At 45.0% G+C, this 21,197-nt stretch carries 21 protein-coding genes; 10 read left to right on the forward strand and 11 right to left on the reverse strand.

The features are described from left to right. Nucleotides 1–80 precede the first annotated feature (80 nt). Complete coding sequence (putP, locus tag KI742_RS06095) at nt 81–1,574, forward strand: sodium/proline symporter PutP (RefSeq protein WP_005374582.1); 1,494 nt, start codon at nt 81–83, stop codon at nt 1,572–1,574. Nucleotides 1,575–1,698: 124 nt separating this feature from the next. Here the strand turns inward: putP and KI742_RS06100 are convergent, their stop codons facing one another. After that, complete coding sequence (locus KI742_RS06100) at nt 1,699–2,232, reverse strand: GNAT family N-acetyltransferase (RefSeq protein WP_017820066.1); 534 nt, start codon at nt 2,230–2,232, stop codon at nt 1,699–1,701. 148 nt (nt 2,233–2,380) lie between these two features. On the opposite strand from KI742_RS06100, the gene KI742_RS06105 reads away from it, so the two are divergent. After that, complete coding sequence (locus tag KI742_RS06105; protein WP_005374587.1) at nt 2,381–2,620, forward strand: RNA-binding protein; 240 nt, start codon at nt 2,381–2,383, stop codon at nt 2,618–2,620. Nucleotides 2,621–2,711: 91 nt separating this feature from the next. Here the strand turns inward: KI742_RS06105 and KI742_RS06110 are convergent, their stop codons facing one another. Both KI742_RS06110 and KI742_RS06115 read right to left on the reverse strand, forming a co-directional pair. After that, nucleotides 2,712–3,146 carry a hypothetical protein gene (locus KI742_RS06110; protein WP_213905563.1) on the reverse strand — a complete coding sequence of 145 codons (435 nt, stop codon included), beginning with the start codon at nt 3,144–3,146 and terminating at the stop codon, nt 2,712–2,714. 18 nt (nt 3,147–3,164) lie between these two features. Continuing rightward, nucleotides 3,165–3,698: a GNAT family N-acetyltransferase gene (locus tag KI742_RS06115; protein ID WP_085569453.1), complete on the reverse strand. Its 534-nt coding sequence runs from the start codon at nt 3,696–3,698 to the stop codon at nt 3,165–3,167. Between the two features lie 358 nt (nt 3,699–4,056). Here KI742_RS06115 and KI742_RS06120 point away from each other — a divergent pair, with 358 nt between their 5' ends. Beyond that, nucleotides 4,057–4,305 carry a hypothetical protein gene (locus tag KI742_RS06120; protein ID WP_005374593.1) on the forward strand — a complete coding sequence of 83 codons (249 nt, stop codon included), beginning with the start codon at nt 4,057–4,059 and terminating at the stop codon, nt 4,303–4,305. Nucleotides 4,306–4,597: 292 nt separating this feature from the next. Then, nucleotides 4,598–5,074 (forward strand): Lrp/AsnC family transcriptional regulator, encoded by a 477-nt coding sequence (locus KI742_RS06125; protein WP_005374595.1) that lies wholly within the window; start codon nt 4,598–4,600, stop codon nt 5,072–5,074. 102 nt (nt 5,075–5,176) lie between these two features. Here the strand turns inward: KI742_RS06125 and KI742_RS06130 are convergent, their stop codons facing one another. Both KI742_RS06130 and KI742_RS06135 read right to left on the reverse strand, forming a co-directional pair. Beyond that, a complete protein-coding gene (locus tag KI742_RS06130; protein ID WP_285385368.1) occupies nt 5,177–5,884 on the reverse strand; it encodes a DUF445 domain-containing protein in 708 nt (235 codons plus the stop codon). Between the two features lie 592 nt (nt 5,885–6,476). Next, a complete protein-coding gene (locus KI742_RS06135; protein ID WP_005374597.1) occupies nt 6,477–8,327 on the reverse strand; it encodes an ABC transporter ATP-binding protein in 1,851 nt (616 codons plus the stop codon). Between the two features lie 404 nt (nt 8,328–8,731). On the opposite strand from KI742_RS06135, the gene KI742_RS06140 reads away from it, so the two are divergent. Together KI742_RS06140 and KI742_RS06145 are read left to right on the forward strand one after the other, a co-directional pair. Next, nucleotides 8,732–9,733, forward strand: a complete 1,002-nt coding sequence (locus KI742_RS06140; protein WP_005374598.1) for an arginine deiminase-related protein — start codon at nt 8,732–8,734, stop codon at nt 9,731–9,733. A 265-nt stretch (nt 9,734–9,998) separates the two neighbouring features. Continuing rightward, on the forward strand, nt 9,999–11,237 hold the full coding sequence (locus KI742_RS06145; protein WP_213866657.1) for a DEAD/DEAH box helicase: 1,239 nt from the start codon (nt 9,999–10,001) through the stop codon (nt 11,235–11,237). Nucleotides 11,238–11,291: 54 nt separating this feature from the next. Here the strand turns inward: KI742_RS06145 and KI742_RS06150 are convergent, their stop codons facing one another. Beyond that, on the reverse strand, nt 11,292–11,996 hold the full coding sequence (locus KI742_RS06150; RefSeq protein WP_285385367.1) for an MOSC domain-containing protein: 705 nt from the start codon (nt 11,994–11,996) through the stop codon (nt 11,292–11,294). Between the two features lie 111 nt (nt 11,997–12,107). Between KI742_RS06150 and KI742_RS06155 the strand changes: the two genes are divergently transcribed. Both KI742_RS06155 and KI742_RS06160 read left to right on the forward strand, forming a co-directional pair. After that, nucleotides 12,108–12,923, forward strand: a complete 816-nt coding sequence (locus KI742_RS06155; protein WP_285385418.1) for a helix-turn-helix transcriptional regulator — start codon at nt 12,108–12,110, stop codon at nt 12,921–12,923. A gap of 88 nt (nt 12,924–13,011) precedes the next feature. Continuing rightward, the gene (locus KI742_RS06160) at nt 13,012–14,004 is read left to right on the forward strand and encodes a zinc-dependent alcohol dehydrogenase family protein (protein WP_213964021.1); all 993 of its coding nucleotides are present in this window, start codon (nt 13,012–13,014) and stop codon (nt 14,002–14,004) included. A gap of 73 nt (nt 14,005–14,077) precedes the next feature. Here the strand turns inward: KI742_RS06160 and KI742_RS06165 are convergent, their stop codons facing one another. The 3 genes from KI742_RS06165 to KI742_RS06175 form a co-directional block, all read right to left on the reverse strand. Beyond that, nucleotides 14,078–14,773 (reverse strand): VC0807 family protein, encoded by a 696-nt coding sequence (locus tag KI742_RS06165; protein ID WP_005383527.1) that lies wholly within the window; start codon nt 14,771–14,773, stop codon nt 14,078–14,080. A 166-nt stretch (nt 14,774–14,939) separates the two neighbouring features. Next, nucleotides 14,940–15,470, reverse strand: coding sequence for a sigma-70 family RNA polymerase sigma factor (locus tag KI742_RS06170; protein WP_255209459.1), 531 nt, complete (start codon nt 15,468–15,470; stop codon nt 14,940–14,942). Nucleotides 15,471–15,590: 120 nt separating this feature from the next. Beyond that, a complete protein-coding gene (locus tag KI742_RS06175; RefSeq protein WP_053350144.1) occupies nt 15,591–16,277 on the reverse strand; it encodes a DJ-1/PfpI family protein in 687 nt (228 codons plus the stop codon). Between the two features lie 126 nt (nt 16,278–16,403). Between KI742_RS06175 and KI742_RS06180 the strand changes: the two genes are divergently transcribed. Together KI742_RS06180 and KI742_RS06185 are read left to right on the forward strand one after the other, a co-directional pair. After that, on the forward strand, nt 16,404–17,360 hold the full coding sequence (locus tag KI742_RS06180; protein ID WP_042522258.1) for a LysR family transcriptional regulator: 957 nt from the start codon (nt 16,404–16,406) through the stop codon (nt 17,358–17,360). A 127-nt stretch (nt 17,361–17,487) separates the two neighbouring features. Beyond that, nucleotides 17,488–18,027, forward strand: coding sequence for a CAP domain-containing protein (locus tag KI742_RS06185; protein WP_017820077.1), 540 nt, complete (start codon nt 17,488–17,490; stop codon nt 18,025–18,027). A gap of 79 nt (nt 18,028–18,106) precedes the next feature. On the opposite strand, the gene KI742_RS06190 is transcribed toward KI742_RS06185, so the two are convergent. Then, nucleotides 18,107–18,526: a VOC family protein gene (locus tag KI742_RS06190; RefSeq protein ID WP_253657588.1), complete on the reverse strand. Its 420-nt coding sequence runs from the start codon at nt 18,524–18,526 to the stop codon at nt 18,107–18,109. A gap of 927 nt (nt 18,527–19,453) precedes the next feature. Further along, nucleotides 19,454–21,022, reverse strand: coding sequence for an alkyl hydroperoxide reductase subunit F (gene ahpF / locus KI742_RS06195; protein WP_005374617.1), 1,569 nt, complete (start codon nt 21,020–21,022; stop codon nt 19,454–19,456). Nucleotides 21,023–21,197: the final 175 nt, after the last annotated feature.

Consider the following 21,197-nt stretch of genomic DNA (forward strand, 5'->3'; position numbering starts at 1 on the left):
TTTTATACTCTGATGTATTGCTGAGACGGTAAAATATCAGGGCAGGCAAGGAAGGAAATAATTATAACGAGGACTATCTAATGATAGAAAATAGCTTTGCTATCACGTCCACTTTTGTGGCGTATTTACTGATTATGGTTGCTATTGGCGTTTACGCGTATAAGAGGACTTCCAATTCATCTGACTACTTCCTAGGTGGCCGTAGCCTAGGTCCGTGGCCTGCTGCATTATCTGCAGGTGCTTCAGACATGAGTGGTTGGTTGCTGCTAGGCTTGCCTGGCTATGCGTACGCTGCGGGTATCGAGGCCTTCTGGTTAGCCGGCGGTCTACTTCTTGGTACATGGGCAAACTGGCTCATCAGTGCAAAACGCCTTCGTACCTACAGTATCCAAACTGACGCGCTAACGTTGCCAGAGTTCCTGTCACGTCGCTTCAACGATAAGTCGAAACTGATTCAGACAATCTCTGCGTTTTTCATTCTTCTATTTTTCCTTTTCTACACCAGCTCAGGTTTGGTCGCAGGGGGCAAACTGTTTGAGACGGTATTCGGTCTAGATTATACCTACGCTGTTATCATCGGCACGGTGTGTGTCGTTTCTTACACACTATTCGGTGGCTTCCTAGCGGTATCTTGGACTGACTTAGTGCAAGGTCTTCTAATGGCGGCTGCGCTAATGATTGTTCCTATAGCGGTAATGGACGGTGGTTTAGGTCAGCTAAGTTCTGATCTACATGACATCAACCCAGAACTTGCAACGCTATGGAATGACGCGAAAGGCGAACCATTGTCTGCGATTGCCATTATCTCTCTAGCGGCGTGGGGCCTTGGTTACTTTGGTCAGCCACACATCCTAGCGCGTTTTAAAGCGTCTCGTTCAAACAAAGATCTAACGACTGCACGTCGTATCGCAGTGATTTGGACGGCACTATCTATGGTTGGTGCAATGCTTGTTGGTCTTGTTGGTCTGGTTTGGGTTACGGGTCATCCGGGTACTCAACTAGAAGACGGCGAGAAGATCTTCATGCTATTGGTTAACGCAGTATTCCACCCTGTCGTTGCGGGTATGTTGTTAGCAGCAATCCTAGCGGCGGTAATGAGTACCGCTGACTCACAGCTCCTTGTTTCATCTTCAGCGCTTGCAGAAGATTTCTACAAGCAAGTATTCAAGCCAGAAGCGTCTTCTGAAGAAATCGTAATGATTGGTCGTATCGGTGTTATCGTTATTTCTCTTGTTGCGCTATTCCTAGCGATGACGCCTGATAGCTCAGTACTTGGTCTTGTATCTTACGCTTGGGCTGGTTTTGGTGCGGCATTTGGTCCTGCGGTTGTACTTAGCCTTTACTGGAGCGGTATGAACCGTAACGGCGCGTTAGCAGGTATTCTTGTTGGTGGTATCACTATCGTGGTTTGGAAGCAGCTAACTGGCGGTTGGTTTGATGTGTACGAAATCGTACCGGGCATCATCTTCTCTACGCTTGCTATCATTGTGGTAAGTAAAGCAACGGGCGGTGCTGCGCAAGACGTGTTAGACCAACACCAGTCGTTCGAGAAAAAACTGGTTGAACTAGACTAGTAACTTCCCGTATATGAACACAAAGCCCGCTATTTTAGCGGGCTTTGTTTTATCTGAAACTTAATTAGCGTTAATGGTGGTAGCTTGAGATCAGAGCTTAGCATTGCTCGGTTAGATTGGAGTGTTAGTCGCGACGAATTTTGGCGTAAATAACGGTGTTACTCAGCTCTCCCGATGTAGTCAGACGTTCGTTTCTGAGCTCTCCTTCGAACTCATAACCACAGCGCTCGGCTACAGCCCGGCTCTTTTGGTTGGTGCTATCAGCATGAATTGCGATTCTCTTGGCACCCAAGTCATCAAACGCATAGCGCTCAACTTCGAGCACAGCCTCGGCAACATACCCATTGCCAACGGCAGCATTATCTAACCAATAACCTATCTCAAAGGATGGTACGTCGGGATCTCGAATCATCAGGCCGACCGCACCCAGTAAGCGATCGCTTTCCTTTTCAATGATGTAGTAACGCAGCTCTTCTTCGAAGTTTTCAAAGTTTGCGATGGCTTTCTCTGTCCCTTCTATCATCGCTTCTAATGTCAGCACATGAGGCACCCACGGCAGATAGACTTCGAGAGTTTTTTGGCTGCGAACGACAGCTTGATGCGCCTCTTCGGCTCGTTCTAAACAAGCAGGGATGAGTTTGAGACGTTTCGTTTCCATGCCGACTCTCCTATGGGTGAAAAATGAACGGAAAATCATTTAAACAGATGTACTTAGAATGATCTAGTCAACGCCGTCATATTATTCACTTGGTTTGCCAGAGAGAAACTGAGAGAATCGAACCGTTATCAAACCAACTAGGTTCATTATGAAACTTTTAGTAAGAAACTTGGCTCGTCACATGACCGAGCAAGATATCCGCAAATTATTCTCAGCGTACGGCAAAGTAGAACTGTGTTCGCTAGTGCTTGATCAAGACACGGGTTTGTCGAAAGGCTTCGGTTTTGTCATCATGCCGGACGAAGCAGAAGCCATTTCTGCTCTTGAAGCACTGAATTTGACGAACGTAGAAAAAAGCAAAATTCGCGTGAAAGTCGCACAAGACTAACACAGAGAAAAGCCAGCGTTATTGCTGGCTTTTTTGTCTTTCTATTTAGAGACCAAATTGGCAACATTCTAGAATGTCTTCTCTTTTCGTTTTAGCGAGATTGATCATCAATTCTCTCTTCAAGTTGTTTCATTAAATCCTTTAACTGTAGAGAATCGAAATTGTCTGAATTCGGCACTTGGTAAGCGTCGTTGACTGTGTAGAGCATCAAACTTTTGCTAGAGAAGAACTCTTTCTGTATTTGGACTTTGACAATGTCATCAAGAGGTAGACGGAAGTAAACCGTTGAGCCCTGGCGGTACTTCAAGGTGTTGGTGCTTGCCTCGATATCTAGCGTTTTAGGATTGAACGCGCGGCGCGTGAAGTACGTTGAGAGCAGTTTCAATCCTATTATTGTGAGTGCTACGAGTCCAAACTCGACGATCTTGTCTGCTAGGTAGGAAAAATAGAACAGCGACAACAATACAGTTCCTAGCAAGAAAGGGTTGTTCTTGGGCAGATTTTGTGAAGTTTCATGGATGATCATCCGACATATTCCTCGACTTTATTCAGAAGCGACGAACGTGAGTTGGTAGACACAAACCTTTCGTTCTTTGCCTTGCATGCGCAATGTTTTGTCACCGATGTAAGGGATATTTAGTTTTTGGATCACCGATTTAGAACGCTGATTGTCCACCAAATGCATCACGGTTATTCCGTTTAACTCAAAGTGCATTCGAGCAAATTCGAGTAAGGCTTTGGAGGCCTCGAATGCATAGCCTTTCCCCCAATGTGGCACGCCAACCCAATAGCCTAATGTACCGTAGCCCTCTTCGATACGCGGTAAACTCACTGCACCAAGTAACTCCCCAGTGTTTCGCAAGGTAATAGCGTACGCCACGCCTTGATGCTGCTGATACATCGGATCGTGCCTATCTATCCATGCTTGCGCCATCGGTCGCTCATAAGGATGAGGGATGTTTGCTGTCATGTCGGCAATTCGCTTATCTCCAGCGAGTAAAGCCACTTGTTGGCAGTCATCGATATTGAATGGCCGGAGGACGAGTCTTTCGGTAGTGAGAATCGGTTGTATCGTCATGCATTTCTTCCTTGATGAGACGGCTATAGCTGCTAGCAACTGGTTTGCGGGGTAAATCGAGATAACAAGGCGTCTCGAAAGCTCGATCTAGCCAGGCGTGTAGTTGTCATGCGCCTTACTAAATAATAAGCCCGAACAATTGCTTATGTGTAATGTGTCGTATTATTACACACATAAGCACATTTGCTCATATTGATGGTGCAAAAGTTGAGGTCTGACCAATGTCTCAGTTTTTTGATACTTTCGTTCAATTTTTTGAAGATAGGGCACAAAAAATTAAAGGAGCTTTTTAATTGTGGAATTATTTTGAACAAAATATGTCAATTGTCAGTAGGACGAAAAAGTAGGGAGAAGAGAAATGCCGGATATATATTGCGCAGCTTGTAGAAAATCAACGCAACATAAAGTGATTATGAAGCGTTGCGAGCCTCAGTCTGTTGACTCGTTAACAGGCAAAATGGTGAGTTTTACACAGCTGATGGCGAAATTTGTATCAGGTGAACATTATTACGAGATGGAGCCTCAATACTACTGCCGTTGTTGTAATCATCGTGCAATTGGAGAGGTTGTTCCACATCCTACACGGCATACATCGGCCGCACTCTAATTCTGAGTGATAGCCATGATTAATGGCTAAATAGGGCAGTGTTGCCCGAACGACATATCTATACAGGCGTGTCATGCGCTTTCAAATTTGCGACTCCGCGGGAGCCGCTAGGTTGCTTTTTCTCTTCATATCACGGTTACTAAGTGAGCGGCAATAATCATAGCTCTTTCCCTCCTTCGTTGTTTTCTGGTTATTCTCTGCTGAATTTCACATGCTGTGCATTTGATGGTTTGCAATTGTTTGAGCAACGATTAATGTGATGCTTTCTAAGTGGTTACAAGGAAGTGGGTTAATGAGTTATCAATTGGACCGGATTGATTTACATATTTTGAGAGTGCTTCATTCGAGAGGCAGAATTCCGGTTGTAGAACTAGCAAAGCTGATTAACTTAACGACTTCTCCATGTTCTGACCGTGTAAAGCGACTAGAAAAAGAAGGGTACATCAATGGTTATCATGCGGAGTTGAATGCGGAAAAGTTGGGGCTGGATGTGCAAGTATTCATCCATATTCGTTTAGACCAAACCAGTTTTTCTATTTTTGAAAAGTTTGCGAAAGCGGTGGAATTGATGCCTGAAATTGAAGAGTGCTACTCGCTCTCTGGAGATTTCGATACCATGATAAAAGTTCGTGTTAAGAGCATGAAAGCGTATCAGGAGTTTATGTCGAGCAAGTTAGGCACGCTTCCGGGCGTGATTCAAACTCGTAGTGAAGTGGTCATAGAAGAACATAAAACGGGATTTGGTGTTAATCCCGAGCTCCTTGGTTAGGCGAGGTATGTGTTGAGTCTCCTTATTGAGCGTGACTTGGCGTATTATTTTTTCAAGATAAAAAAAGGAGCCGAAGCTCCTTTTTAATAAATCGGTGAGCGATTATACCCCGATAAAGGTACTGATAACGCCAATTAAACCACCAAAAACACCGCCCCAAACGACTAGCCAGCCAAGGTGTTCTTTGATCATCTTTTGCACCATTTCTTTAACTAATGCCGGTGTTAATTCGCTTAAACGTTGATCGATGATACCTTCAATGTTCTGCTTTATCTCATCCATCATTGCAGGAGATTCGAATTGCTCTTTCAGTGCTTCTTTGATGTTATCGCTCTTGCTCAACTCAATGATGGATTCTTGCATCTTTTCGACGAAAGGTTGGCGCATGGGTTGTAGCGCTTCCGAGCCGCCAAACATCGCTAGCATGCCACCAAACTGAGAGCCTTCAATTACTTCCACTAGGGAATCAAATGCTGGATTTAAATCTACTTTCTCAATTACTGGTTGAAGATCGATGTTCACACCGCCCGCCATTTCTTTATTCAAGAATCGGTCAATGTTCGCTTCAGTAAAAAACTGTTCCATCATCAGGTTTTTGATAGCCAGTTTAAACTCTTCAAATCGTGCGGGGATCACGCCAGAACCGTATAATCCAGGCACTTTCTCAAACAGCATATGGATGGCAAGCCAGTTGGTGATGGCGCCTGAGAACGCAAACAGCCCTGCATACCAAAGATAGTCGTTTTGTAATTGATGACCTCCAGCCATCAAAGCGATAGCGAGGACATTCGTTAGCAAACTTTTGTTCATAGTGACCAGTTATATATGAATATCGGAAAGAATAAGTGGGCCTGATTCTATACCTAAGTCACATTAAGATGCTAGGTTTTGCCGTGATGAGTAATCTTGTAGAGAAGGGACAAAAAATGAATGCTCAGAAAAACAAAACCCGACAATCATTGTCGGGCCACTGCTTTTTCTTAGAAAAACTAAGATTCTATTTTTAATTTTAGATGCGGTAGATCTTACAACAAAGTTGGCATTTCCATCTTTCTGAGTAGCCAAATAGCTTGTCAGCCCAACTTGGTTTGAGTTGTACGATCTGCATTGAACCACATTTACACATAAGCTAATTACCTTATTGTTAATATAATAACTAAGCCATCTATTGAGTATAGCTGTTTCTCAAAAAGTGAAATGACAAATGAAGACGGCTCAATACTCTGTATTGTGTTCATTGCAATGGATACGCAACGAGGCGGTATATTAGCAGAAAAAGTGTGAGCTTTATCATGGAGAGTGTCTCATATATGAGAAACCACAATGGCTATATGAGCATCTAGCCATGGATTTAAATAAAAAACGGCGCTTAAAGCGCCGTTTTTATTGAGCTTATCACTCGTTAAGAAGCGTGTTGATTGTCTAGTTCTTCAGCGATAAATCCGCCAGTTTGATGCGCCCAAAGCTGGGCGTAAATGCCGTTATTCGCAATGAGTTCTTGATGAGAACCTTGTTCAACGATGCTGCCTTTATCTAGCACGATGAGGCGATCCATTTGTGCGATGGTCGATAATCGGTGAGCGATAGCAATAACCGTTTTCCCTTGCATTAATTCATTCAAGCTTTCCTGAATCGCTGCTTCGACTTCTGAATCTAGAGCCGATGTTGCTTCATCCAATACCAGCAATGGTGCATCTTTGAGTAGCACACGAGATATTGCGATACGCTGACGTTGGCCGCCAGACAGTTTCACACCACGTTCACCAACTTGCGCATCGTATCCGACATTACCAAATGGGTCGGTCAGAGTTTCGATAAACTCATGGGCATGCGCTTGCTTAGTGGCTTTCAGCAAATCTTCTTCTGTCGCATCTGGATTGCCATACAAAATATTGTCTCGAATTGAACGGTGTAGCAGAGAAGTATCTTGGGTCACCATACCGATCTTTGAACGCAAAGAGTCTTGTGTGACTTCTGAGATGTTCTGTCCATCGATCTTAATGCTGCCGTCTTCGACATCGTGGAAACGAAGTAACAAGTTCACCAAAGTCGATTTTCCGGCGCCGGAGCGCCCAACCAAGCCGACTTTCTCTCCTGGTTTGATGTTGAGATCGAGATGGCTAATTACGCCTTTGTTCTCACCGTAATGGAAGCTGACGTTATCAAAGTGAATGCCTCCTTCAGTGACAACCAAGTCTTTTGCACCTGGTTTATCTTTAATATCAATAGGCTTAGAGAGCGTTTTCATTCCATCGACAACGGTTCCCATGTTTTCAAAGAGGGCGCCAACTTCCCACATTATCCACATCGACATACCGTTTACGCGCAATGCAAGACTAACAGCAATCGCAATCGCGCCAACGCTAATGGCACTATCCAACCACAGGTAAATCGATAAAGCAGCAACGGAAAATACCAAAATATAGTTTGAGATCTCTACAGCGACGTCGAAGCCGGTCACTAGGCGCATTTGACGATAGACCGTATTTAAAAATCCTTTCATGCCTTGCTCGGCATATTGGGTTTCGCGCTGGCTATGAGAAAACAGTTTGACGGTTTGAATATTGGTATAACTGTCGACGATGCGCCCTGTCATTGTCGAACGTGCATCGGCCTGCGCTGAAGCGACGTCTTTGAGCTTAGGGACAAAATAGATTTGGATAGCGATGTAAGCGAGTAGCCAGACAATCATTGGGATCATCAAACGCCAGTCTGCCGTCGCTAACATAATGATCATGCTGGTAAAGTAAACCGTAACGTAAACAAACACATCCATAGCTTTCATCACGGTTTCGCGCACAGCTAATGAGGTTTGCATGACTTTCGTTGCGACTCGACCTGCAAAATCATCTTGATAGAAGTTCAAGCTTTGATTGAGCAAATACCGGTGTGCAAGCCAGCGGATAGACATTGGGTAGTTGCCCAATAACGTTTGATGAACGAGCAACGAGTACAAGATCACCAATATAGGCATGACAACCAGCAATAAGGCTCCGTAGAAAATCAAATCCGATTTGTTGTCTTGTAAGAACGTTTCTGGATTGCTGGTAGACAACCAATCAACCAATTGTCCCATGGCGCCAAACAACATTACCTCAACAACAGCCACAATTGTGGCCATCAAAGACATGATGATCAAAGGCTTTTCATAACCACGAGTGTAATAACGCAGAAAAGCGAACATCCCTGAAGGAGGCTGATCCGGCGTAGATTTGGGGAACGGCTCTGTAAAGCCTTCAAATCGTTTAAACATAACTCATCCTAAAGTTAAAACAGTGCCATTTGGGGTGGCTAAATCCATCGATTCACGCTGCTTTGGACGAAACCGCGTGTATGAGAGTTTCTTGCCTGCTCCTCGATAAAGCAGACCGATTGACGAGAGGGGCGAAAAAATAGTCTAACCGATTGTGTCTTAAATGTAACTAGTTGGTTATGGGTGTGATTGTCTATGGTTCTGATTCTTATGATGAATTCTTATCATGTTCATCACGGTGCAATAAAAGCTTAAACCTGCAAAGTGACAATAAAATTTAGGGAAAAATGAACTTAATGCAGCAAAAATTACTTTTGGGCAATTAAATTAATTGTCAAAACAGCAAAACTGAAGTTAACAATAAATTTACAATCTCCTCATTCTAGTGATAAGGAATGTATTGGATGCTATTACACGAATCAGTGACCCAATTTGCTAATGGGAAAGAAGAAAGCACGCAAAGTGCTCAGCGCCAAACCGCGAACTGCGTAGTGATGGTGCCACCGAAAGAGTTTCGTTTTAATGAAGAAACCGCACAAGATAATGAGTTCCAACATAAAGTGTCACTCAGCCAAGAAGAAGTCTCACGTCGAGTAATGGCCGAGTTCGCGAGTATGGTTGCAACGCTGCGTCAAGAGGGCGTTCAAGTTGTTGAGTTTGATTATCCAACTTCAGATGTTGCAACGCCAGACGCGGTATTTCCAAACAATTGGTTTAGCACTACGCCAGATGGCACGTTGTACACCTTTCCAATGGCCTGTGAAAACCGTCAAAAAGAAGTACGTCCCGATGCGCTTGTGGCAGCACTAGCGCAAGCAGGGCGAGAAGTTCATCGACGCAGCAGTCTAACTGAATATCTTGACGAGCAAGCGTATTTAGAAAGCACGGGTGTGATGGTGTTTGACCACCTAAATAAAACGGTCTATGCCGCACTCTCACAACGTTGTGATCGTCTGGTTTTAGAAGATTACGCCGATCGTATTGGCTATGAACGAGTGATTTCTTTCCAAACTCGTTTGCCGTCTGGTGCGCCGATTTATCACACCAATGTGATGATGGCGGTTGGCGAACAGTTTTGCGTGATTTGTGACGAAGTGATCCCAGAATTTGAGCGTCGTTTTGTAATGAAGTCACTCGCCAAAGACAAGCAAGTCATCTCAATTTCGCTTGATCAGATGAACCAGTTCTGCGGTAACATTCTGCAACTAGAAACGATCAACGGCGACAAGGTGATTGCGATGTCGCAATCGGCGTACGATGCATTTTCACCAGCACAAAGAAACCAATTGGCAACGCACGGTAAATTGCTGCCATTCGACGTTTCTACCATAGAATCTATTGGTGGTGGTTCGGTTCGTTGCATGTTGGGTGAAGTGTTCTTACCGAATCGTAAAGCTGTGCTTTAATAAACTGCACATTTCTTTTCAGCCGCAGTGAAAGGCTGATGAAGCGTTCTCTTCAAGGTTTTTTAGCCGTTAGCTCTGTGGCAGTACAGACTAACGGCTTTTTTGCGCTTTTTAGTTTTCTGACGATTTGCGTAGGCGACGCTTGGTTTAAGCGCCTAAAATAGGATGGTTCACCTAGCAGATTGTGGTAAAGTCCGCGCCTGCGTTTTACCGCATCTTCATTATTTTTATTGCTTCTTCAACCCAAAGTACAAGGTTTTCGTTAATGCCATTTTCTACTCTCTCATTGAGTTCTGAGCTGATTCACGCACTGCCAAAAGACTTCAAGAAACCGACCGATATTCAAGCGTTGGCCATTCCTGAGCTGTTGGCTGGTCAAGATCTATTGGCTTTGGCAAATACAGGCAGCGGCAAAACCCTTGCTTATGGTTTGCCTTTGTTGGAAAAGCTGGGTGTCAATCCAGAGCAAAAAGCGCTGATTCTTGTGCCAACTCGTGAGCTGGCAATGCAAGTGAGTGAAGCAATTAACCAAGTTGGTCAAGTTCTTGAACTCAACGCAGTGTGTTTGTGTGGCGGCGTTGATAAAGAGCAACAACAGCAGGCGCTAGCGACAAATCCTCATATCCTTGTCGCGACGACAGGTCGTTTGGTTGATCTGGCAAACAACGGTTTAGACTTAAGCAATATCCATTACCTAGTGTTGGATGAAGCGGATCGTCTGTTGGATATGGGCTTTTGGCCTGACGTACAAAATATTGCGGGGCTGATTTCAAACCAGCGTCAAACCGCGATGTTCTCGGCAACGTTTTCAGATGAGTTGAAGGGTAAAGCGAAGCTGCTTATGCCGGCACCAAAGCAAGTTGCAGCGCATCAAGAAAACAGCACCAACCAAGATATTGCTGAAACGCTGTACCTCGTTAACAAAGGCAGTAAAACCAAGGCATTGATTGAACTGATTCAAAAAAACGCGTGGACTCAGGCATTAGTCTTTATTGGTGCGAAAGAGAACGCCGATGGCTTAGCGAAGAAGCTGAATAAAGCGGGCATCTCAACCAATGCGCTGCATGGCAATAAGAGTCAAGATGAGCGAGAAGAAGCACTGGCGCAGTTTAAATCTGGGCAAATTCAGGTGTTGATTGCCACCGATCTACTAGCGCGCGGCATTCACATTGAGCAATTGCCTGTAGTGATCAACTTTGAACTGCCAATGCATGCAGAAACCTATGTTCACCGAGTAGGGCGCACCGCTCGCGCAGGCGAACAAGGTGTGGCGGTGTCATTGGTTTGTCATGGTGAAATGGACGCACTAAGCGCGATTCGTCATCTGACTCAACGTGCATTACCAGTGCAAGATCTGGCAGGTTTTCCAGTAACGGATAAGCCATCAACTGGCGAGAGCAAACGCGCGCCACGCGATAAAAAAGCCAACCGTCGAACTCATGCTAAGAAGAGCATTAAGCAGTTTCAAGGTAAGTCGAAACGCCCAGCCCCGAGTGCGAAGTAAAACAAAAAACACGCTCTTGACGGCATAGTCGGTTCAGAGCATGGCTTACAAATTTTACTTTTGAGTATTAACGGCAGTTGGGCCAATCAAGCGCATTTCCCAATCTTCGACTTCACCAGTTTCTAGACGGCGCTCGACCAGCTTGCCCCAAGACTCGACTAACGGCAGCTCAGACAGCTTAGTGAGTTCTTTTCTATCTAAACAGCCAGTGAAAACCGCACCCATGATACGAGCCAATGGCCATTCTGGATAAGGTCTTTCGCACAGAATAATCTCGTCACCTGCACCGATATCGCCTTCTTCCAGCACTCGGAAATACCAGCCTGTTCGAAGCGTATCTTGCAGTCTTCTCGCCATGTCGTGTTGGTCAAAGCGTACGTTAAGTTTCCAACAAGGCATGCGACCTTGCGACACTTCCAGTAGTGTTGAGCCGATGCGAATTTTATCTTTCAAGCAAATCGTGGATTCGGTGACGCCTTCGGAGCTGATGTTTTCGCCAAAGCCGCCGACGGATTGGAAAATGGTTCTTTCGCCTAATTCTTGTTGCCAGATTGGGTAGTGTTCGCTTGGGTAAATATGAAGCGCTTTTTGAATGCCACCATGAAAGCGCGGATCGCCTTGTTCATCACTGATAAAACCAAGCTCAGTTGCGTGCTGGCGCTCAGGCAGCACTTGTTTGTTGATTGCGCTTTGCGCTCCATGAGCATAAGGGACGGTTTTCCCTGCTAGCACAGCTTTTACGACGCCGATTTTCTTCATGCAACCTCCTTATTATTTGAATGAGAGATAAAGTGTTTACCTTCATTCGCGATGCGGAGCATGATAGCCTAGTAAACTTGTGTCGGTGTAGGGATGAAAAGACAACTAACAATGCTAACTCGCCAAATTGATTCGAAGTCAGGCGTCGTCACCTCCAATGAGATGATGGCCGCGAATTCCCATTCTCCTGTTTTAGTGAAAACCATCGACATGCCAAAAGGTTACATTGATGCGCTGCATCAACACACTTGGCATCAAATCATCATTCCTATCAAAGGGTTATTGCAAACACAAACGGAGCATTATCAGCATTTGGTTCCGCACACCTCTGCGTTATTTGTTCCTGCGGGTGTTCAACACGAGTCGATTGCTCTAAGCAATACGATATTTGTTGGTATTTACCTCAACCCTGAGTTTGGTGCGACGTACGAGCCACAAGTGAGAACCATTGCTTTAACGTCGTTTTTAAATGAGCTTTTACAAGAGATCCGCAGACTGTGTGAAGGTGAGATAAGCCACGAAGAAGTGTTGCATTTACTGGCGGTGCTGCATGATCAAATTTTGAAACGCAACGTGCAGACATTTCAGTTATTGCTGCCACAAGACAGACGACTAAAACTGATTTTCGAGCGACTGACTGACGAGCCAGCGTTGAGCTGTTCGCTAAAAGAGTGGGGGGAGAAAATTGGGGCGTCTGAGCGTACTTTATCACGGCTGTTCGCCAAGGAATTCAACACTTCATTTCTACTTTGGCGGCAACAAATTCGGCTAATTTACTCGCTTTCTTTGTTAGATGAATCGTTGCCAATCCAAGCCATTGCAGACCTAGTGGGTTATCAAAACGACTCATCCTACATCAAAGCATTTAAAGCCTATTTTGATATGACGCCACAACAGTTTAGAGTGAACGGCGCATCGCGCAGGTAGAAATACAGAGTTTCGACTTCACTTAATGCTTTTGAGTAGAAGTTACGAAACTTCCTTTTTGAATTTCAATTACATGGTATGAATAACAATGGCACCAACGATAAATACTCGAGTGAATCAATTCTGTTTTGGTCAACCCAAAACGTCGCTGTCGTTGGAAAAAGAGCCCCTCAAACCGCTTGCTCAGGGCAAGGTTCGGGTGCGACTGGAAGCCACCAATATTAACCCAAGTGACTTGCTTTCCATTCATGGTGTTGGGCAATACCGCCGCGTTCACGTACCACCTCGCGTGCCGGGATTTGAAGCGGTTGGGCGTGTGGTGGAAGTCAGTGCAGTTGATCAAACTGACCTTCAAGTTGGGCAAAAGGTGTTGGTGGCGATGAGTGGGACTTGGCAATACTACATAGATGCCTCGCCTGAGAATCTTTTTCCGCTACCTGAGAGTTTGGAGAACGGCTATGCCTGTCAGTTGTACATCAACGCGTTAACCGCGTGGGTGATCACCACTAAAGTAGCTAAGTTGAACAAAGACGATGTGGTGATCATCAATGCAGCAGGGTCAGCGATCGGTAAGATATTTGCCCAGCTCGCCCATTCACTGGGTTTTGCACTGATTGCTGTGACCTCAAAGCGAGACGAGTATCCGTACGATACCATTCCAGTGTTGGACGCGAAGAAAAACTTACAAGCGCAGCTGCAAACGCGCCAACTGCCACAACCAACGGTCGCTTTGGATGCGATAGGCGGTGAGGCTGGCACGGATCTCATTCGTACCTTGAAAGAAAACGGCCAATACATCAACTACGGAACATTGTCGTTAACGCCTTATACGCCTGAGTTTTTTGAATCGATGAAGGCCAACAACATCGACTTTAGTACATTCTTTTTGCGGTATTGGGAAGAATCGGTAGGTAAAGGCGGGAGAAAGACGGTGTTCGCTGAAATGTTAGAACACTTTATTAGCAGCGACATAAAGTTAAACGTTGCATATGATCTGTCGTTAGAGGACTTTCAAACAGCGATTGAAATGGTTGAGCGACGCTCGTCAGCAGTGTCAGGTAAAATCATTTTGACGCTATGATTTACAGTGAGTCTGTTGAGAAAAGGGAGGATAAAATCCTCCCTTTTTTATGGGTTTATTTGTAATGATAGGGCTATTTTAGATGGAAGATTTGCTCTGTTTCGAGCGATGTCATCGCACGTACTTGACGCCAAATGTAATAAAAAATACCAAACATCATCAACATACTTGGGATGGCAATCATTGGGTAACTGTACAGCGTCATTTTTCCTAACTCTTCGTTAAAGGCAGCAGTACCAGAAGGGCTAGTCACAATCCAAGTCGCAAGGAAGTAGTTCATTGCAGATGAGAACGCAAAAGTACTTGCAAACAGGTAGTTAGAAGACATAAGGCAACGTTCGAACGCATCGGTTTTACCATTTTCTTTTAAACGTTGGTTAATCAACGCGAGATTCAACACTGTGTCATTCAGTACTAACTTCTGCATCAGTGGGTAGCGGGTAAACGTTGACCCCAAAACCGCTAAACCGATCAGGCCAGGAATCAGGGCTTCTTTTAGTGCTAACCAGCGTGTATCAAGCTCTAACAAGCCGATGCCACCAGTTAGTAGAACACTGATAAAGCCCAGAGCAGAAATAAAGTTAAATTTCTTGTTACGGACAAGGTCCATACCGCCATAAATGATAGGAAATAGCAAAGCGACAACCAGCGCCATTGCTGTCCCTAGATGCTCATCGCCACTAAACTTCATCAAAATGAAGGAAGGGATAAATACGTTGAAAAGGATTTCAAATAAGGGATTCGGCTTTTTCGCCGTCGTGTTACTCATAATGTTTTACTGACTCTACTCTATGTCGGCTGTTATTGTACTTTGACAAGAAGTGTTCATCTAGTCGCGCTTGATGTAAAGCGTTAAAGCGTCGAGTTGTGTAACGACTTATGAAATAGACCGGAGCATAGCCAGTTAGTTTACATGGTTGACTACTTTTTGTGTCTTAATGACTCTCCTTCTGTGCGATGATCTGATTACGCGCTCTGAATAATCGAGTCGCCACTGTGTTGTGGTTGAGCCTCAAGGCTTGGGCAATTTCATCATGATTCAACCCAGCCACTAAGCTCAAGAGCAACGGTTCTCGGTATTTGGGTTCGAGAATCATCATTTGTTTTTGAAGCCAATCTTGGGCCATGTCGTAGTCACTGCCAGGGTAGGTTTTTGTCTGTATTGCACACTCATCAATGTCGACAAAATCGTACTGTTTTCTATCAAAGCGCCGAGCATTCTCACGACGCAAAATAGTAATGAGCCAAGACTTCGCGGCGTTGGGGTCATTTAATTTATCAAAGAATCGCCACGCTTTCAGAAAGGTTTCTTGCGCTAAATCTTGAGCAAGGTGGTGATCTTTGCATAACCAATACGCGAGACGGTAGATCTCTTGGTATCGATCTTTCGTCAGTGCTTCGTAACGTTTATGTTTTTCCATAGCATTAAGATAAAAAGTTTGGAGAGCACGTTGTGTCTGCCAGATGAACGACAACCCTTTTTATCGCTTTTACAGTGATAAAAAGGGTTGTTCGATTAGGAAGACAAATTCGAAGAGTTAACCTTCCAAATATCGAAGGGTGACTCTGATTTCTTTCTTACACGCTTAAAATGGTTGGTTGGAAAAGCGTGAGTACTGGATGGCATCTGCGACTTCCTGAGCTTTAGACTCTGAAGTCATAAGGTGAAGTAGCTTAAGAGCAGCTTGATAGCTAACTAGGCTACCGTTCGAAGTGATAACGCCATCATCAATGACAAAATTCTGGTCGACTTGTACTTTGACTGCTGGGTAATCTCTTTGAAAGCCGTTTTCACCTCCGGCCCAAGTTGTTGCTTTTTTACCGTTTAAAAGGCCAGCTTCGGCTAACAAATACGCGCCAGAGCAATTACTTGCCATCCAATCTGCCGCCTTTGAGGTAGTTCTAATAAAGTGAATGAGATCTTTATTTTCGATTAGTGCATCCATGTCATAGCTGGATGTTAAAACCAATACGTCGAGTTCCGGCAGATCACCAATCCAAGCATCCACACCAATTTTTAATCCTTCTTCAGTGGTGATGGTTTTCTGATCTGAGACGGAAATGGTGAGCACGTCATAATCACTAAACCAAGTGAGACGACTTGCGACGCCAAAGACCTCTAAAGGCGCAGTAACATCAGAGGTCAGTACGCCATCGTAAACCAGAATACCAATTCGTTTATCTGCGGCATGTGCTGTTTGAAGCACCCCAAAGAATAGGACTAGTGTCGCTATCAATAGTTGTAGTGCATTCTTCAATCCGTTTTTACCCATGGTTTTTTCCTCGCTAACAGAGCATCAAGTTATTGAGGTTCATTATATTTAGGCTAATTAGTGATTGAAGAGCCACTTGGTCTTTACTAAAGTGAATAAAATTCATGAATAGAGTTCATTGGTTATATGGATAAGATACGGTCCCTACGATTTTTTATTGCCACTTTAGATGGCGGTAGTTTTGCTGCGGCTGCCAAAGTGTATGGCACTGACCCTTCGACCGTGAGTAAAGCCATACATCGTCTTGAAAGCGATTTGGGTATACAGCTTTTTCAACGTTCTACGCGACAGAGCCGCCTGACAGAAGCTGGTCGTAGGTACGCAAATACTGCTAGGTTTGTACTGGAGGAGCTGGCGGCATGTGAGGATTCATTAAAAAGTCACAATGATGCGCTTTCAGGGCAGCTTAAGATTAATGTGCCAGTCTCGTACGGTCGCCTCTATATTCGTCCTTTATTAAAAGAGTTTTGTCGCCGCTACCCTAACATCACTATCGATATTCATTACGATGACGCCTACGTTGATATTATTGAGCAAGGTATTGATGTGTCGATTCGCTCTGGTGTCGTTCACGATAGTCAATTGATTGTGCGTCAGCTGAGCCCTATCGATTTTATCATTTGTGCCAGTCAGGATTACTTAGCGCGCCATGGTGTTCCGAGTGGCCCGGATGTATTCAATGACCATTCTTGGGTTCGTTTTCGTTTTAAACAAACGGGGAAACTGTTGCCGATTCGGATGCCAGAACCAGACGGTGCGAGTGAATATGACCCCGAAAGAAACTATATTGTAAATGACGGTGAATCCATGGCAGAGCTTTGCGCAGAAGGCTTAGGATTAACTCAGATCCCTCATTTTATCGCGAGAGACTGGCTTAAATCGGGGCGTTTAGTGCCGATATTTCCGAGCATGCGCCAAGCAGGAAATGGCGTGTATCTTCTCTATGCCAACCGGGAATATGTGCCTGCACGAGTTAGGGTGTTCATCGATTTTATCACTCAAGCAATACAGGATATGGATGAAACGCCATTCCATACTTGGGCTGAAACGTTGCCGATTTATCGACCGAACCAAGGCGATTGAAAACTTCATGTGAGTCTTTGGTTAAAACCCCCTAAGCTATATGGCGCTTTTATTGGTTTTTGTTAGTTTATTGGGCGTTATTATCGAAAAGCGCAGTTTGCTCTTCGTCACTCATAAAGGAAAGACAATGCCAACTAAGATCTTAGTGCCTGCTTTGGCCCTACTTCTCAGCGCATGTGGCGGCGACGGGGAGTCGTCAGCCCCAGCAGAAAGCGGCTCACAAAACACAGGTTCCACATCGTCACAAGGCACATTTGCCGAGCAGATGCTTGCAGCGGTCAACAGCGCCCGCTCTACTACACAACAGTGTGGTGCAACCACCATGCCACCTGTTGGGGCCCTGACTTGGAGCTACGATTTGGAAAGCGCCGCTTATCGACATTCAAGCGACATGGCGAACAGCGATTTCATGAGCCACACAGGCTCTGATGGCAGCAAAATGTCAGATCGAGTTAACGCAACGGGCTATGCTTGGAGCGCCATTGGTGAGAATGTCGCAGTAGGGCAAAGCAGCATTAACGCCGTCGTTAATGCTTGGTTATCGAGTGAAGGCCACTGCCTTAATATCATGAGTGCGGATTTTGATCAGATGGGCGCGTCGCTTGTCGAAAATCACTCTGCACGCTACGGGTATTACTGGACTCAGGTTTTTGCCAAACAGCGCTAATGCGATAAAGAAGCCCGATAGATAAAAAATAAAACGCCAGCAGTCACTATCTGCTGGCGTTTTATTATTTACATCTCTTTTAGCTTGTCAGGTTACGAAGTTTTGGGTCATCCGCCAGGTATTCAACAAATTCAATCTCAAAACCGGCAGGGTCAACAAAATACACATTTTTGCGGTATGGTTCATCAGCACCAGGTTGGGCAATCAGATAACCTGCATCGGTTAGTCTTTTGATGATTGCATCGACGTTGTTGGTCACATAAGCAAAATGCGCTAGCCCAACTTGGTGCCCGCTCAACTCGCGGTTTTCTCCTTCGCCATGGTCACTCATGGCTATGTATTGATACTCGTCGCCAAAATGTAGCCAGTTTCTTGGCTTGCCACTCCATTCGCCTTTACCTTCATCACGCACGTACCAATGTGGAAATGCAGTTTGGTAAAACTTCAGCATTTCAGGGATATCTTTCACGACTAAGTTAATATGTTCTAGTTGGATCATGATGTGCTCCTTTTTGTCATTTTCTAGCCAACGATGAATATGCTAAAACCTCAAGTAAAGTTGAGGTAAAGGGCTTTTTTAAAATTTTTTAGGGTTGATATCTTTGGATCTGGATACATTGAGAGATTCGGTGGGTTTGGTGCTTTGAATCTGAGAGCTGGGTTAGGGGCTTGCAACCTTGTCTCACCTTTTGTTTGTTCGTGTTCTTGCTAATCATTTTCGATCGAGTTTGTGGTGAGTAGATTCCCAGCCTCACCTAGGTTCGCGGGAATGACGGAAAGAGAGTGCTAAACGAAGAGCGTCATTCTGAAAGAGCCTAAGCGAGTATTCAGAATCTACTTTCAGTGTGTTGTTATGTTGCGTTGTGAATTGAACTATCCGCGAGCACAGAACCAGTTCCTCCCTTTTGAGCTCTGCGTGTTGAGAGCTTCGGAGTTTGATACAAGGGGAGGTTAGGTGGGGTTGCTGGTTTGAGGTTGAATGTTGGGTAAGGTGCTTGCAACCTTGTTTCAACTTTTGTTTGTTCGTGCTACTCATTTTCGATCGAGTTTACGGTGAGTAGATTCCGAGTCTCACCTAGGTTCGCGGGAATGACGGGGAGAGAACGATAAACGAACAGCGTCATTCTGCAAGAGCCTAAGCGAGTATTCAGAATCTATTCGCAGCGCGTTGTGATGCTGGTGGAGTGAACTGAATTATCCGTGATTGTAGAGCCATTCCCTCCAGTTTGAACTCGGAGCGCTGAGAGATTTGCTTACACCTCTCCCCAAACCAAAAAAGCCAGCAGTTAATATCTGCTGGCAAAGTCTTTGGGCTTCTAGGTTTTTTGATTGTATTTCTTGTTACTCATCGCTGTCACGGTGCCCCGATTGGTTTTCCGGGGAAGAAAACACAGCACCGTGCGCTTTGTGCTCAAGAAATTGGAGATTAACCTTGCTTACGGATTAGGTAGTCAAATGCGCCTAAGCTTGCTTTTGCACCTTCACCCATCGCAATGATGATCTGTTTGTAAGGAACGGTTGTTGCGTCACCAGCTGCGAAGACACCTTCTAGGCTAGTATCGCCACGGCTACCGACTTCAATTTCGCCACGCTCAGATAGCGCTACTTCTGAATCTTTTAGCCATTCTGTGTTTGGTACTAGACCGATTTGAACAAAGATACCTGACAGTTCAATCTCTTTGATTTCATCTGTGTTGCGGTCTTTGTACTTCAAGCTTGTTACGCGAGTACCGTCGCCCACTACTTCTGTTGTTTGCGCCATCGTGATGATGTCTACGTTTGGTAGTGAGTTCGCTTTGTCGATAAGCACTTGGTCTGCACGAAGTACGTCTGCAAATTCAAGAACCGTTACGTGTTCTACGATACCAGCAAGGTCGATAGCTGCTTCGATGCCTGAGTTACCACCACCGATAACTGCGGTTTTCTTGCCTTTGAACAGTGGACCGTCACAGTGTGGGCAGTACGCGACACCTTTGTTGCGGTACTCTTGCTCACCCGGAACGTTCATTTCACGCCAGCGTGCGCCAGGGCTTAAGATGACACTCTTACTCTTCAGCGTTGCGCCGCTTTCAAGTTGGATGTGAATCAAACCATCTTCTGTGTGTGCTGCGCCCATTAGCTTTTCAGCTTGTTGCTCAGTCACTACGTCTACGTCGTATTCTTTTAGGTGTTCTGCTAGGTCAGTTGCCAGTTTTGGACCTTCAGTACGTTTTACCGAAATGAAGTTCTCGATTGCCATGGTGTCCATAACCTGACCGCCAAAGCGTTTAGCAACAACACCAGTGCGAATACCTTTACGAGCGGCGTATAGAGCAGCTGCGCTACCACCAGGGCCACCGCCGACAACAAGCACGTCGTATGGGTCTTTTTCGCTCAGTGCTTTCGCCGCTTTCTCGCTCGCGCCGTCATCCACTTTGTTTAGGATTTCAGTCAGAGACATACGGCCTTGACCGAATAGCTCACCGTTCACGAATACACTTGGTACAGCCATGATGTCGCGTTGTTTCACTTCATCTTGGAACAAACCACCGTCGATCATGGTTGCTTTTACTTTCGGGTTGATCGCCGCCATCATGTTGAACGCTTGAACCACGTCCGGACAGTTTTGACACGACAGTGAAATGAAGATTTCTACGTCTAGATCTTTGTCTAGTGCTGCGATTTGCTCAATCACTTCTGGTTCTAGTTTGATTGGGTGACCGCCAGAGTGAAGTAGTGCCAATACTAGAGAGGTAAATTCGTGACCCATTGGCAAGCCTGCAAAGCGTAGTGCTGTGCCTTTTGCTGGGTTAGTTACCGCCATCACTGGTTTACGTGCGCTTGCGTTGTCGTCACGTTCAACAGTGATTAGGTCGCTCATCTCTGCGATTTGGTTCGCTAGAGACAAAATGTCATTCGATGCTTTGCTTTCATCTAGACTAACCACTAAACGAACTTCTTCTTTTACATTAGCCAGATATTGTTTGAGTTGTTGTTGGATCGCTTGGTCTAACATAGTTGTTACTACCTTAATTAAATAGTTACCAATCAAAACAAGTATTTGTTCATTCTTGCTAGCTAAAATCGTTGATAACTGCGTTATAGATTTTGTAGTTAGAGTAACTAGCTATCGAAAATCTATGCCTGGTTCTAAACGATTTTTTCTACGCAATTACTGCACACCTACTTAT

This window comes from Vibrio sp. D417a, assembly GCF_030248595.1.
GTDB lineage: Bacteria > Pseudomonadota > Gammaproteobacteria > Enterobacterales > Vibrionaceae > Vibrio > Vibrio alginolyticus.